Below are 13,383 nucleotides of genomic sequence, written 5' to 3'. Positions count from 1 at the left end.
CGAGGCGCTGAACCAGCTCGACGACAGCGGCATCATCCGCGTCGGCGCGGACGTGAAGCCCGGCGACATCCTGGTGGGCAAGATCACGCCCAAGGGCGAGACGCAGCTCTCCCCCGAAGAGAAGCTCCTCCGGGCGATCTTCGGTGAGAAGGCGGGCGATGTCCGCGACACGTCCCTCAAGGTCCCCCCGGGCGTTGAAGGCACGGTCATCGGCGCGCAGATCTTCGCCCGTGAGGGTGTCGAGAAGGACGCACGTGCAGCGGACATCGAGCAGTGGCAGGTCGCACGTATCCACCGTGACCGCGACGAGAAGCTGCGCACTGTGCGGGACTCCGCGTCCCGCCAGCTCGCTCGCGTGCTCAAGGGCCACAAGGCGGCCGCCCGCATCCTCGACGACGCAACCTCCGCCGAGGTCGTGGCGCGCGGCGAGGCGTTCACCCCCGAGGTCGTCAGCCGGCTGCAGGTCGACCAGTACGAGCGGATCCAGGTAGACGCCGATCACTCGGTGCAGGACGCGATCTTCAAGCTGATCGACAAGGTTCGCGACAAGGAGGACGAGATCCGCGCCAAGTACAGCGCGAAGATCGAGCGCCTCACCAAGGGCGACGAGCTCGCTCCTGGCGTCATCAAGATGGTCAAGGTCTACGTCGCGATCAAGCGCAAGCTGTCCGTCGGCGACAAGATGGCCGGCCGCCACGGCAACAAGGGCGTAATCGCGCGCATCCTGCCCGAAGAGGACATGCCGTACCTGCCGGATGGCACGCCGGTGGAGATCGTGCTCAATCCGCTGGGCGTGCCGTCGCGCATGAACGTCGGCCAGATCCTGGAAACGCACCTGGGCTGGGCCGCGCATGCGCTGGGCCTGTACTTCGCGACGCCGGTTTTCGACGGCGCGACCGAGAAGGAAATCATGGGCTGGCTCGACCAGGCCGGCCTCGAACAGCGCGGTGGCAAGACCACGCTGGCCGACGGCATGACCGGGGTGCCGTTCGAGCAGGATGTCACGGTCGGGTACATCTACATGCTCAAGCTGTCGCACCTGGTTGACGACAAGATCCACGCCCGGTCGATCGGGCCGTACTCGCTGATTACGCAGCAGCCCCTGGGCGGCAAGGCCCAGTTCGGCGGCCAGCGCTTCGGCGAAATGGAAGTGTGGGCGCTCGAGGCGTATGGCGCCGCGCACATCCTGCAGGAATTGCTCACCGCGAAGTCGGACGATGTCACCGGCCGCGCGAAGATTTACGAATCAATCGTGAAGGGCGACGCGTCCTTCACGGCGGGACTCCCCGAGTCGTTCAATGTGCTCATCCGCGAGCTGCAGTCGCTGTGTCTTGACGTGGAGCTGATCTCCACGAAACGCAAGCCGGCGGAACTGACCGAAGAAGTCCCGGCCGAGCCGGTGCTGGAGGGTTGATGAACATGAGACCAAGCTTCACCGACGCGAAGACGACCCTTCGCTCCGACTTCGACGCGATCCGGATCAGTCTGGCATCGCCCGAGAAGATCGAGCAGTGGTCGTTTGGCGAGGTGACCAAGCCGGAAACGATCAACTACCGCACGTTCAAGCCTGAGCGTGACGGGTTGTTCTGCGCCAAGATCTTCGGGCCGATCACCGACTGGGAATGCCTGTGCGGCAAGTACAAGCGCATGAAGCATCGCGGCGTGATCTGCGACAAGTGCGGCGTCGAAGTGACGCAGGCCAAGGTGCGCCGCGAGCGCCTCGGCCACATCAAGCTGGCGACCCCGGTGAGCCACGTGTGGTTCTTCAAGGGCCTGCCGAGCCGCATCGGGCACCTGCTCGACATCTCGCTGCGCGACCTCGAGCGCGTGCTCTACTTCGAGGCCTACGTGGTCGTGGATCCGATGGACACCAAGCTGGTGCAGAACCAGCTGTTGACCGAGGACCAGTTCCGCAAGGCCCGCGAAGAGCACGGCTACTCGAAGTTCAAGGCGCAGATGGGCGCCGAGGCGATCAAGGAACTGCTGCGGCGCGTCAGCGTCGACAAGCTCGCGGTCGAGATGCGCGAACGGATGCGCACCGAGACCTCGGCCCAGAAGAAGCTGAAGTTCGCCAAGCGCCTGAAGGTGGTTGACGCTTTCCGCAAGTCGAGCAACAAGCCCGAGTGGATGATCCTGGACGTGGTCCCGGTGATCCCGCCCGAACTGCGCCCCCTGGTGCCACTGGACGGCGGCCGCTTCGCGACCTCCGACCTGAACGACCTCTATCGCCGCGTTATCAACCGCAACAACCGGTTGAAGAAGCTGATGGAGCTCAAGGCGCCCGACGTCATCATCCGTAACGAAAAGCGCATGCTCCAGGAAGCCGTGGACGCGCTGTTCGACAACGGCCGCCGCGGCCGCGTGCTGCGCGGCGCCAACAACCGCCCGCTGAAGTCCCTGAGCGACACGCTCAAGGGCAAGCAGGGCCGCTTCCGCCAGAACCTGCTCGGCAAGCGCGTCGACTACTCCGGCCGTTCGGTAATCGTGGTCGGTCCCGAGCTGAAGCTGCACCAGTGCGGCCTGCCCAAGAAGATGGCGCTCGAGCTGTTCAAGCCGTTCATCTACAACAAGCTCGAAGAGCGCGGCCTGGTCGCGACCATCAAGCAAGCCAAGGAGATGGTCGAAAAGCAGGTTCCGGAAGTGTGGGACGTGCTCGAAGAAGTGATTCGCGAGCATCCCGTGATGCTGAATCGCGCGCCGACGCTGCACCGGCTGGGCATCCAGGCGTTCGAGCCGGTGCTGGTCGAAGGCAAGGCCATTCGCATTCACCCGCTCGTCTGCACGGCGTTCAACGCCGACTTCGACGGCGACCAGATGGCGGTGCACATCCCGCTCTCGCCCGAGGCGCAGATCGAGGCCTCGACGCTGATGATGTCGTCGAAGAACATCCTGTCGCCCAGCAACGGCACGCCGGTCGCGGTGCCGTCGCAGGACATCGTCCTTGGCTGCTACTACCTGACCAAGGCCAAGCCCGGCGCCAAGGGTGAAGGCCGCGCCTTCGCCTGCGTGGACGACGTGGTCCTGGCGCTGGAGGCCGGCGAACTCGAAACGCTGACGCCGATCCGCCTGCGCTACACCGGTCAGCTGCAGGACATGTCGACGTCGCGGGACGACCAGGACGTGCTGCACGCTGAAGTGCAGGACGTGCACAACAAGATCATCAACACCACCGTCGGCCGCGTCATCTTCAACAGCGCGATGCCGAAGAACCTGCCGTTCGTCAACGGCATGCTCAAGAAGAAGGGCCTGCAGCAGCTGGTGCAGCGCTGCTACCTGACGACCGGCATCGACAACACCGTCGAGATGCTCGACAGCCTCAAGCAGGTCGGCTTCACCTACGCCACCCGTTCGGGCATGTCGATTGGCATCCACGACCTGATCATTCCGCAGAACAAGGCGGTGCTCTCGCGCAACGCCCACGACGAAGTGATCAAGGTCGAACAGCAGTACCTCGAAGGCGCCATCACCAACGGCGAACGCTACAACAAGGTGATCGCGGTGTGGTCCGACGTTACCGAGAAGATTGCCGACGCCATGTTCGGTGAAATGGAACAGCGGGACAAGGAAGGCAAGTTCAATCCCGTCTACATCTTCGCCGACTCGGGCGCTCGTGGTTCGAAGCAGCAGATTCGCCAGCTGGCGGGTATGCGCGGCCTGATGGCGAAGCCGTCGGGCGAGATCATCGAGCAGCCGATCAAGGCCAACTTCCGCGAAGGCCTGTCGGTGCTCGAGTACTTCATCTCGACCCACGGCGCGCGCAAGGGCCTGGCCGACACGGCACTGAAGACCGCCGACTCGGGCTACCTGACGCGCCGCCTCGTCGACGTGGCGCAGGACGTGATCGTTTCGGATCACGATTGCGGCACCCTGGACGGCATCGAGGCCCGGGCGATCGTCGAAAGCGGCGAGGTGATCGAGCCGCTGCGCGACCGCATCATCGGCCGCGTGTCGCTCGAGAAGATTGTCGACCCGATCAAGGGCGGCCTGATTCTCGACTTCAACCAGGAGATCGACGAACAGCTCGCCGCCGACGTCCAGGACGCCGGCATCGAGAAGGTCAAGATCCGCTCGGTGCTGACCTGCGCCTCGCGTCGTGGCGTGTGCAAGCGCTGCTACGGCCGCGACCTGTCCACCGGCAAGCTGGTCGAGCTCGGCCTGGCCGTCGGCGTCATTGCCGCCCAGTCGATCGGCGAGCCCGGCACGCAGCTGACGATGCGCACGTTCCACATCGGCGGCACGGCGTCGCGTATTTCGGACCAGTCGACGCTGGACTCGAAGCACAAGGGCACCGCCAAGTACGAGAACCTGCAGACCGTCGAGCGGCCCACCCCCACCGGTGGCAGCGAGATGGTCGTCATGAACCGCACCGGCTTCATCGTGGTGCAGGACGACAAGGGCCGCGACCGCGAGCGCTACCAGGTGGTCTACGGCGCGCGCCTCAAGGTCAAGGACGGCGAGGCGGTCGACACCGGCAAGATCCTGGTCGAGTGGGATCCCTACACCTTCTCGATCCTGACCGAAGAAACGGGCCAGATCCGGTTCAAGGACATCATCGACGGCGTCACCGTCCAGGAAGATCTCGACGAGGTCACGGGCCTGTCCCGCCTGATCGTCGTCGACTCGCCGGACGAGAAGAAGCAGCCGACGGTGGAGATCAAGTCGGCAAGCGGCGCCACGGTGCGCCGCTACATCATGCCGGTCAGCGCCCACCTGATGGTGCAGGACGGCGAGATGGTCAACGCCGGCGACGTGCTGGCGAAGATCCCGCGCGAAACCACCAAGACCAAGGACATCACGGGCGGCCTGCCGCGCGTGGTCGAACTGTTCGAGGCCCGCAAGCCGAAGGATCCGGCCGTGATCAGCGAGATCGACGGTTCGGTGAAGTACGGCGGCGTGGTCAAGGGCCAGCGCAAGATCATGATCGTGGCCGACGACCCGAACGCCGAGCCGCGTGAATACAGCATCCCGCGTGGCGTGCACGTCAACGTCCAGGAAGGCGACCGCGTCCGCGCCGGCGACCCGCTCATGGACGGTCCCAACAACCCGCACGATATTCTTCACGTGCTGGGCGAGAAGGAACTGCAGAAGTACCTCGTGAACGAAATTCAGGAGGTCTACCGCCTGCAGGGCGTGAACATCAACGACAAGCACATCGAGGTGATCACTCGCCAGATGATGCGCTGGGTCCGCGTCGAGGACGTGGGCGACACGGAATTCCTGATCGACGAACAGGTCGACAAGTTCCGGTTCATGGAAGAGAACGAGCGCGTCATCGGCAACGGCGGCCACCCGGCCAAGGCCCAGCCGCTGCTGCTCGGCATCACCAAGGCGTCGCTGTCGACCGAGTCGTTCATCTCGGCGGCATCATTCCAGGAGACCACCCGCGTCCTCACCGAGGCCGCCATCTCCGGGAAGATCGACTACCTGCGCGGCCTGAAGGAAAACGTGACGATGGGACGCTTGATTCCCGCCGGCACGGGCTTCTGGTGGTATCGGCACGTGCAGATTCCCGCGGACGAACCGCCACCGCCGCCGCCGGTGCAGCAGCCGAGCGACGAGGACATGGAGCTGGACCGCGAGATGGAATACCTGGTGGAGCCGGACGAGGCGGAAGCCAGGGGCATCACCGAAGTCGAGTAACCTGCCTGTCTCGCGTAGTCCGGTAGGACGAAGGCGGATGGTCCGCCTAAAGGCGGACGCCACATCGCCCCAAAGGACCCAGGGAAGAAATTCCCTGGGTCCTTTTCTTTTGGCGCCGCCCTGATGTGCTACTATGTGCTACATGGATGCCATTGGAGTGCGTGAACTGCGCCAGAACCTGTCGGTGTATCTCGACCGGGTGAAGGAAGGCGAGACGATGCGCGTGACCGAGCACGGTCGCGTGGTCGCCCTGCTGACGCCGTTGCCCAAGCCCGTGGACGTGCTCGACCGGTTGGTGGCGGAGGGCAAGGCGACGGCGCCGACCGCGTCGCTCAGGAATCTCAAGCTGCCCAAGGCGGAGCCGCCTGGTCTGCCAAGTTCTGAGGATTTAATCGCCGAGATGCGCGAGGAGCGCATCCTGTGAAGGCCTACTTCGACTCCTCGGCGATCGTTAAGCTGGGGCGGCCCGAACGCGAGTCGCTGGCCCTGATCGACTACCTGGACGAGCAACAACCCAAAGCGCTGACGACTGTGCTGGCTGACGTGGAAGTCCGACGAGCTCTCGATCGACTCCGGGCACGTGGCGCCGACCCCGGTGACCACGTGCGGGGCTTCTTTCTGATCGATCTCTCGCGCGACGTTCGCGACATGGCGGCGAAAGTGGCGCCCGAGCTCCGTTCGCTCGATGCGGTTCATCTCGCCACGGCCTTGTCGATTGGTGTCGACCTTGATTTCGTCACCTACGACGATCGCCTGGCCGTCTCGGCGCGCGCCGCTGGGTTGCGCGTCGTGCAACCAGGTCGCTAACCCCTCCGTTTCCTGGCGGTAGAGTCTCCGCCATGGCCACCACCGATCCCAGCCGCGTCGTCTTGCGCCAGCTCGCCGCAGCCCTCGCATATCGCGCCGCCAAGGTGCTGCGTGACCCGCCCCAGGGATTCGGTCAGCAGGCGTTTGGCAGTGCGACGCGCCTGCCGGTCCGGATCGTGGCGCACATGGCGGATCTCATGACCTGGGGCATCGCGATGGCCGCCGGCGGCAAGGAGTGGAAGGCGGAAGGCGGCGACGACTGGGCGACGGAAGTCGACCGGTTCTTCAGCGGCCTGGCCGCGCTGGATGCCGCAATCGCGACCGACGGGCCGTTTGCCGGGTCGATCGACAAACTGATCCAGGGGCCGTTCGCCGACGCGCTGACGCACGTCGGGCAGCTGTCGATGTTACGAGGGATGGCCGGCGCACCTGTCCGACCGGAAAGCTACGCGCGCGCGACCATCAGCGTCGGACGAGTGGGCCTCGAGCAGGCGCCGCCGGGATTCGAATTCGACGGCGACGCCAGCGCGAAGCGATAGGCTCCTACCAAATCGCCGTGACGACGCCGGCATTCTGGATCTCGACGTCGCGTGTGAGCAGGGGCAGAGCCAGTTCCTGGGCGGCGGCGACAATCAGGGCATCGAACGGGTCGCGGTTGAATCGCAGTTCGTCGGCGGCGACGACCTGCTCGCGCGTCAGGTCGAAGGGCTGATAGGCGGCATTGGTGAACAGGTCGTCAAAGAATCCGCGAGCGGTCCTCCGCAAGTTCACCTTGCCGGCCCGCGCCAGGAGCATCACCTCCCACATCACCGCCATCGGCACATAGATCAGGGCGCGGCGCTCCTCGGCTGCCCGGAACACCGCCGCGGCCTTGGGCCCGAGTCCGCGACCACCGGCGGCGTGGAACAGCAGGGCGTGAGTGTCGGTCACGACGGCGTCGATGTCAGCCACGGGCCGTCTTCTTCCCGGATCCAGCCTTTGATGCGCGCGGCACCCGCGCGTCGGTCGCGGTCATCGATCGCACCAGGGAACCGGCGAACACCGCCCGGATGGCGGCGTCGGCGTCGGTCAGCAAGGGATCCGCCCCCAGGTCGATCGTGCCAACAACCGACCGCGACGGCTCGGTCCCGCCCAATCGTCCGGCACGTGCTTCGGCCACCAATTGGTCCACGGCTTCGCTGACACTGCCGCCCGCCACCAGTCTGGCCCTCCCCTTAAGCCAGAGCAGGTTGGTTTCCTCGATCGTGAGAGAAATGGGTCTTTTCGCCATGATTACAGCTCAGGCTGTAATCATAGCATTAGGTCGCCACCCCGGTTGTTCTGGCCCAAGGCGGAACCCCCGGGACTGCCCAGCACTGAAGAAATCCTCGCCGAATGCGGGAAGACCGCTTCCTGTGAAGGCTTACTTCGACTCGTCGGCCATTGTGAAGTTGGGGCGGCCCGAGCGGGAGTCGCACGCCCTGATTGACTACTTGGAGGAACATCAACCCAATGCGCTGACCTCCATACTGGCCGACGTGGAGGTCAGGCGCACGCTCGATCGCTTGCGCGCGCGGGGCGCCGAACCCGGCGAACACCTGCGAGGCTTCTTCCTCATCGATCTCTCGCGCGACGTTCGCGACCTGGCGGCGAAGCTCGCGCCGGACCTTCGTTCGCTGGACGCCGTCCACGTCGCCACGGCCTTGTCGATTGGCGTCGATCTCGATTTCGTCACCTACGACGATCGCCAGGCGGCTGCGGCGCGCGCCGCCGGGTTGCGCGTCGTGCAACCAGGTCGCTAACCCCTCCGTTTCCTGGCGGTAGAATCTCCGCCATGGCCACCACCGATCCCAGCCGCGTCGTCTTGCGCCAGCTCGCCGCAACCCTCGCATCTCGTGCCGCCAAGGTGCTGCGTGACCCGCCCCAGGGATTTGGTCAGCAGGCGTTTGGCAGTGCGACGCGCCTGCCGGTCCGGATCGTGGCGCACATGGCGGATCTCATGACCTGGGGCACCGCGATGGCCGCCGGCGGCAAGGAGTGGAAGGCGGAAGGCGGCGACGACTGGGCGACGGAAGTCGACCGGTTCTTCAGCGGCCTGGCCGCGCTGGATGCCGCGATCGCGACGGACGGGCCATTTGCCGGCTCCATCGACAAGCTGATCCAGGGGCCGTTCGCCGACGCGCTGACGCACGTCGGGCAGCTGTCGCTGCTGCGGGGCATGGCCGGCGCGCCGGTTCGGCCCGAGAGCTACGCGCGCGCAACCATCGTCGCTGGAAGAGTCGGCCTCGAGCAGGCGCCGCCGGGATTCGAATTCGACGGCGACGCCAGCTCGAAGCGCTGACCGATTACTTGCCCTTGCTCTTGGGCACTGTCACGTGCACCACGGCGGTGCTGGTGTTGCCGGCGGCGTCTTCCGCTTCCACGGTGATGGCGTAGATGCGTCCGTTGCCGGAGCCCGAGCGCTCGGCGCGCAGGTTCACGCTCATCGGGGGGGTGATCACGATGTCGTTGGCGGTGTCGCCATCGCCAAGTCCGTTGTCGAGTTCGTTGCTGGTGACCGACAGAATCCGAGTGGTCACGGGCCCGCCGTCGTCGGTCGCGTTGGCGGTCACAGTAACCCCCACCATCTTGTGATTCGCCGGCCAGAGGCTGGCGGGCGAGGTCGCCAGCGACGCGATCACCGGCGGCGTCGTGTCGGCCAGCACGCCGACCGCCGAGATGATCATCGAGGTCGAGATGCTGAAGTACCCGAGGTTGAGGCTGTCGGGGAGCCCTGGCAGACCGCTGCTCTTGTCGAGCACCGCGGCAAACATTCCAACGACGTTGTAGTCGCCGCCGCTTGTAAGCGCCCCCGCCGCCAGCGAGTAGCTGATGCTGTTGGGCGCGGCTGGATTGTCAGAGTAGAGCCGCAGGTCGTCGACCACGCCGCCGCCTGGGCCCTCGATACCGAGCCGGATCGCGCCGTCGACGTGCTGCGCAAAGCCGGGGAAGGAGTTTGAGGTGATGGTCAGCGTGTCGTTGACGTCGACGACGTACTTGCCGCCCGACCACGATCCTCCTGAGAGGGTGAAATGCGGACTCGGGATGAGGCTTGCGAGCGGCCCCAGCGTGAGGGTGACCGCCGTGCCCATTACGTTGACCGTGTAGGTTCCGGTGTTGGCCGGAGGGCTGAGGAACAGGCAGTTCCGCTGGACGCCGTTCATCCCGCCGAAGTTGTTGAAGTTGGGAGCGCCGGCGTTCCACGCGCCTTCCAGGGCGTTGTAGCCCATGACGCCGCCGTTATAGAACGCGGGGCTAAAGAACCCGCTACACGCCAGACCGGGCGCCAGGATGCCGGCTCCTGCCGGCGCGGTGAACGTCGGGGCAGGGATGCTGGACAGACCGGTGCCCTGCACCGAGATCGAGAAGCCGAACGGCCCGCCGTAGGTGGGCGTGGGCGGCGCCGGGTTTATGACGGGCTGGTCCGTCGAGGTCTGGACGAGGTCGTTGCTGCGGCCGACCAGGACGGCGGTGACGGTCTGGGCGTAGACGTCGGTCGAACAGAGCGCGAACGCGAGGAGCAAGGGAGCGAGGGAGCGGCGGATCATCATGGCCGAATAGACGGCCCCAGCCGCCAATTTCCCTCGTTGCGCAGGCGCGCTCAGCGGATGAAATCGAGAATCGCTTTCGCCGGCGCCTTGTCGGGATGGCTGAGCGCGAGGACCATGCGCGTGTGACTTTCTCCGGGGATGGGCACCAAGGTGCTGGCGGTGCCGGCCTGGGTGAGAGCCTCGTGCAGCACTTGCGATTGTCGTTGCAGCGCCCTGGTCTCGCCGGTCGCATACAAAATCAGGAAGGGCGGGGCTTGCGCCGTGGCGAATTGGGCGGGCGAGGCCTTGCGGGCCCACGCCGTGCCCGTGTCGCTTCCCCTGAAGCGCTGATGATAGAAGGCGCGATCTGCGCCAAGCTGATACGTCTGCTCATCGGTGAGGTCCAGCGCCGCACCACTGACGGCGATGACGCCGCGAACGGGCAGATCAGGCGAGGTCAGTGCGACGAGCGCCGCAAGGTGCGCGCCGGCTGAGTGGCCCATCAGGAAGAGCCGATCCGGCTGCCCGCCGTAGCGGCTGATGTTGCTGCGCGCCCACGTCACGGCGGCGCGCACATCGTCCACTTGCGCCGGCCAGGCCACGGCCGGTTGCAGCCGATAGTTGATGACGGCCACGCCGATCCCGCGCGCGGCATAGAAGCGGCCGATGTTGGCGTAGACATCAGCGCCGCCGGCGCGGTAGTTCTTGTCGCCGCTGTCCCAGTTGCCGCCGTGCACGAAGATGATCACGGGCCACGTGGTGGCTGTGGGCCGATAGAGATCCAGCGTGTGCCGCGATGAATCGCACGGTGCGGAGGTGTAGCAGAGCTCGCGAACGATCTGGCTGGATGGGAGGTCAGTCTTCTCGTAAAGCAGGCCGACACCGGCTCGTGTGATTAGCGAGCATCCGGCGAAGGCGGCGACGGTGATGATTCCAAGGCCAGCCGTCAGGAATTTCAAGCTCTGTGTTCTCTGAGGCCTCGGTGGCTAGCGCTTTCGGAGATGTCCGTACATCAGCTCTTCCGCAAACTCGACGCACTTGTATTCCATCAGCCTGGCGTTCGGTTCGCGGCGGCGATAGAGCGGCATGCTCATCTGCCATGGCCTGGAGAAGACCTTCGGATCTTCAATCGTCGCCTCATATCGCAGCGTGTTGGCGTCGATCGCGGTGTAGCGTTCGGTCACCTTCAGCGCGTCGCTGTGGTAATTGCCGGCGCGATCGAACCACGTCTCCTCCATCTGATCGGTGACGTCAATCACCAGGGACTCACCGTCCCAGCGGCCGAGATTCCACCCCATCCACGCGGGGGCGGGGCTCTTCTCCTGGCTGTTGATGCGGACGATGCGGCTCGCGCTCGCATACTCGTATGTGAACAGGATGTTGTCGGCCGATTGCACGATCTGGAACGGGTAGGGCAGGTAGGTGGCGCGCGGAATGCCAGGCATGAAGCACTTCACCTCGGGATCGAGCGTTGTCCAGTTCGCGCCGTTCGCATCGCGCTTGGCCAGCGCCTCGGGGAGGTACGGGATCTCATCGCCGTCCACGACGCCCATGCCCGGCGGGACGCTGAACGCGGCGCCGAGCGCGAAGACCGGGCCCTGCTTTGCCGTGTGCGCCTCGATGTTCCAATTGGCCGTATTGTTCGCCTGCCAGATGCCGCTCAGGTCCGGCGTACCCTCGGGCGTGCGCGGCGCGCGGTAGGCCTCGGGCGTGGCCGGCGTGGAAGGGGCGCACGCCGCCAGTGCCGATCCGAGCACGAATGCGGTGAGGATGGCCGACGACAGGCGCGCGCTACGACCCCTTGGCGTCATCGCGACGGCCCCTTGGGCTTCGGACGATCGTTGGGGTCGCGGCCATCCTTGGGCGCGCCGGTGCCCGACGAGCCCATGAACAGCGTGCGGCCGTCGGGGAATGTGATGTCGCGGCCGTTGGCCCGCAGCCGCCCGTCCTTGGCCTTGAAGCCGGCGACGACGATCTCGGTGCCGATCTTGATCGAGTCGCGCGAGATGCCGCCGCGCTGCAGCGTGTTTGGCGTGCCGCCCTCAACCATCCAGATCTCTTTCTTGCCATCGGGGCGGGTCACCTCCATGTGAATCCAGGCATGGGGGTTAATCCACTCGACCCTGGTGACGGGACCTCTGAGCGTGACGGGCGCTTTGGCGTCGAACTCGGCCGAAAACGCGTGGTGGGCCACGACCGGGCCGCCAGCCAATAAAAGAGCGGCAAGAGCTGCGGCCCGGAAGAACTTGGGGCTTGAGGCTTGAGGCTTGGGACGGATCAACATTGCTCGATCTCCTCGGTGCCGGGAGGATATCATTCGCCGCATGAGAAACCTCCATGCGGTTCTCGTCGCTGTCTCAATGGCGGCCGGCTCGTGGGCGGGCGTGGCGCTTACTGCCCAGGCACCGGCCGGCTGGAAGGTGCCGCGCACGGCCGACGGCAAGCCCGACCTGCAGGGCGTGTGGGGCAACAACAGCGTGACCCCCATGACCCGGCCGACGCAGTGGAAGGACAAGGCGTCGCTGACCGACGCCGAACTGGAGGAGATGAAGCGGCTGGCCACGCAGTTCGTGGATCAGGGCGGCGACGCCATCTTCGGCAACTTCGTCCAGTTGATGCTGAACGCCCGGGACCAGGGCGACTTCAAGCAGGTGTCCTACGACCCGAGCACCGGCAACTACAACCAGTTCTGGATGGCCGACCGCGAGTGGGATCATCGCACGTCGCTCATCATCGATCCGCCCGACGGCCAGTTCCCGCCGCTGACGCCCGAGGCCGTGGCCCGCCGGGCCGAGGCCGCCAAGGCTCGCGCCGCCCGCAACCGCGGTCCGTCCGATGGTCCGGAGGATCGGCCGCTGTCCGAGCGCTGCATCTCGTACGGGGCGCCGCGAACCGGCGCCAACTACAACAGCTACGTCCAGATCATCCAGTCGCCGGCCACCGTTGCGCTGTTGCAGGAGATGATCCACGACGCGCGCGTGGTGCCCATGACCCCAGGTCCGCACCTGCCGGCCCGCATTCGGCAGCTGCACGGCGATCCGCGCGGTCGCTGGGAAGGCGACTCGCTCGTCGTCGAGACGACCAACTTTATCAATGGCTTCCAGGGCTCGACCCCGGACGTGAAACTGACCGAACGCTACACGCGCGTCAGTCCCGATTTCATCAACTGGGAGATCACGGTGGACGACCCGAAGACGTGGACCAGGCCGTACACGTTCATGATCCGCCTGAAGAAGGCGACCGGCCTGATTTACGAGTACGCCTGTCATGAAGGCAACTACGCCATGGAAGGCATTCTCGCCGGCGCCCGCGCCGAGGAGGCCAAGGCGGGGGGCACCCGAAAGGCGGGTAGCCGCTGAAGGCCCCGACCGAAGGAGCCGTCCTCGCC

The 13,383-nt window shown here is 65.7% G+C and carries 14 protein-coding genes; 8 read left to right on the top strand and 6 right to left on the bottom strand.

Annotated elements, in window-relative coordinates; all coding sequences use genetic code 11:
- The 5 genes from Q8T13_05905 to Q8T13_05885 all read left to right on the top strand — a co-directional run.
- On the top strand, nt 1-1,414 hold a 1,414-nt coding region (locus Q8T13_05905; GenBank protein ID MDP3717290.1), incomplete at its 5' end, for a DNA-directed RNA polymerase subunit beta.
- A 5-nt stretch (nt 1,415-1,419) separates the two neighbouring features.
- A complete protein-coding gene (rpoC, locus tag Q8T13_05900) occupies nt 1,420-5,640 on the top strand; it encodes a DNA-directed RNA polymerase subunit beta' (GenBank protein MDP3717289.1) in 4,221 nt (1,406 codons plus the stop codon).
- A 142-nt stretch (nt 5,641-5,782) separates the two neighbouring features.
- Nucleotides 5,783-6,064: a type II toxin-antitoxin system prevent-host-death family antitoxin gene (locus tag Q8T13_05895; protein ID MDP3717288.1), complete on the top strand. Its 282-nt coding sequence runs from the start codon at nt 5,783-5,785 to the stop codon at nt 6,062-6,064.
- On the top strand, nt 6,061-6,447 hold the full coding sequence (locus Q8T13_05890; protein ID MDP3717287.1) for a type II toxin-antitoxin system VapC family toxin: 387 nt from the start codon (nt 6,061-6,063) through the stop codon (nt 6,445-6,447). Before Q8T13_05895 ends, Q8T13_05890 begins: the two co-directional genes overlap by 4 nt.
- A 32-nt stretch (nt 6,448-6,479) precedes the next feature.
- Nucleotides 6,480-6,986 carry a hypothetical protein gene (locus Q8T13_05885; GenBank protein MDP3717286.1) on the top strand — a complete coding sequence of 169 codons (507 nt, stop codon included), beginning with the start codon at nt 6,480-6,482 and terminating at the stop codon, nt 6,984-6,986.
- Nucleotides 6,987-6,990: 4 nt separating this feature from the next.
- On the opposite strand, the gene Q8T13_05880 is transcribed toward Q8T13_05885, so the two are convergent.
- Both Q8T13_05880 and Q8T13_05875 read right to left on the bottom strand, forming a co-directional pair.
- Entirely contained in the window at nt 6,991-7,398 is a 408-nt protein-coding gene (locus Q8T13_05880; GenBank protein ID MDP3717285.1) for a type II toxin-antitoxin system VapC family toxin, read from the bottom strand.
- A complete protein-coding gene (locus Q8T13_05875) occupies nt 7,391-7,717 on the bottom strand; it encodes a hypothetical protein (GenBank protein ID MDP3717284.1) in 327 nt (108 codons plus the stop codon). Before Q8T13_05875 ends, Q8T13_05880 begins: the two co-directional genes overlap by 8 nt.
- Before the next feature lie 124 nt (nt 7,718-7,841).
- Between Q8T13_05875 and Q8T13_05870 the strand changes: the two genes are divergently transcribed.
- Both Q8T13_05870 and Q8T13_05865 read left to right on the top strand, forming a co-directional pair.
- Nucleotides 7,842-8,228, top strand: a complete 387-nt coding sequence (locus Q8T13_05870; GenBank protein MDP3717283.1) for a type II toxin-antitoxin system VapC family toxin — start codon at nt 7,842-7,844, stop codon at nt 8,226-8,228.
- A gap of 32 nt (nt 8,229-8,260) precedes the next feature.
- Complete coding sequence (locus Q8T13_05865) at nt 8,261-8,767, top strand: hypothetical protein (GenBank protein ID MDP3717282.1); 507 nt, start codon at nt 8,261-8,263, stop codon at nt 8,765-8,767.
- Nucleotides 8,768-8,771: 4 nt separating this feature from the next.
- On the opposite strand, the gene Q8T13_05860 is transcribed toward Q8T13_05865, so the two are convergent.
- The 4 genes from Q8T13_05860 to Q8T13_05845 are packed head-to-tail and all read right to left on the bottom strand — an operon-like array spanning nt 8,772 to nt 12,279.
- Entirely contained in the window at nt 8,772-10,016 is a 1,245-nt protein-coding gene (locus tag Q8T13_05860) for a hypothetical protein (GenBank protein ID MDP3717281.1), read from the bottom strand.
- 50 nt (nt 10,017-10,066) lie between these two features.
- Entirely contained in the window at nt 10,067-10,954 is an 888-nt protein-coding gene (locus Q8T13_05855; GenBank protein MDP3717280.1) for an alpha/beta hydrolase, read from the bottom strand.
- Nucleotides 10,955-10,981: 27 nt separating this feature from the next.
- A complete protein-coding gene (locus tag Q8T13_05850; GenBank protein MDP3717279.1) occupies nt 10,982-11,806 on the bottom strand; it encodes a hypothetical protein in 825 nt (274 codons plus the stop codon).
- Entirely contained in the window at nt 11,803-12,279 is a 477-nt protein-coding gene (locus Q8T13_05845) for a DUF6152 family protein (protein ID MDP3717278.1), read from the bottom strand. Before Q8T13_05845 ends, Q8T13_05850 begins: the two co-directional genes overlap by 4 nt.
- Nucleotides 12,280-12,319: 40 nt before the next feature.
- Here Q8T13_05845 and Q8T13_05840 point away from each other — a divergent pair, with 40 nt between their 5' ends.
- Nucleotides 12,320-13,354 (top strand): hypothetical protein, encoded by a 1,035-nt coding sequence (locus tag Q8T13_05840; protein ID MDP3717277.1) that lies wholly within the window; start codon nt 12,320-12,322, stop codon nt 13,352-13,354.
- Nucleotides 13,355-13,383: the final 29 nt, after the last annotated feature.

It is taken from the genome of Acidobacteriota bacterium, assembly GCA_030697165.1.
GTDB lineage: Bacteria > Acidobacteriota > Vicinamibacteria > Vicinamibacterales > UBA2999 > 12-FULL-67-14b.
The sequence above is the reverse complement of the archived record's forward strand: the minus strand, read 5'-3'. Positions and strand labels throughout refer to the sequence as shown.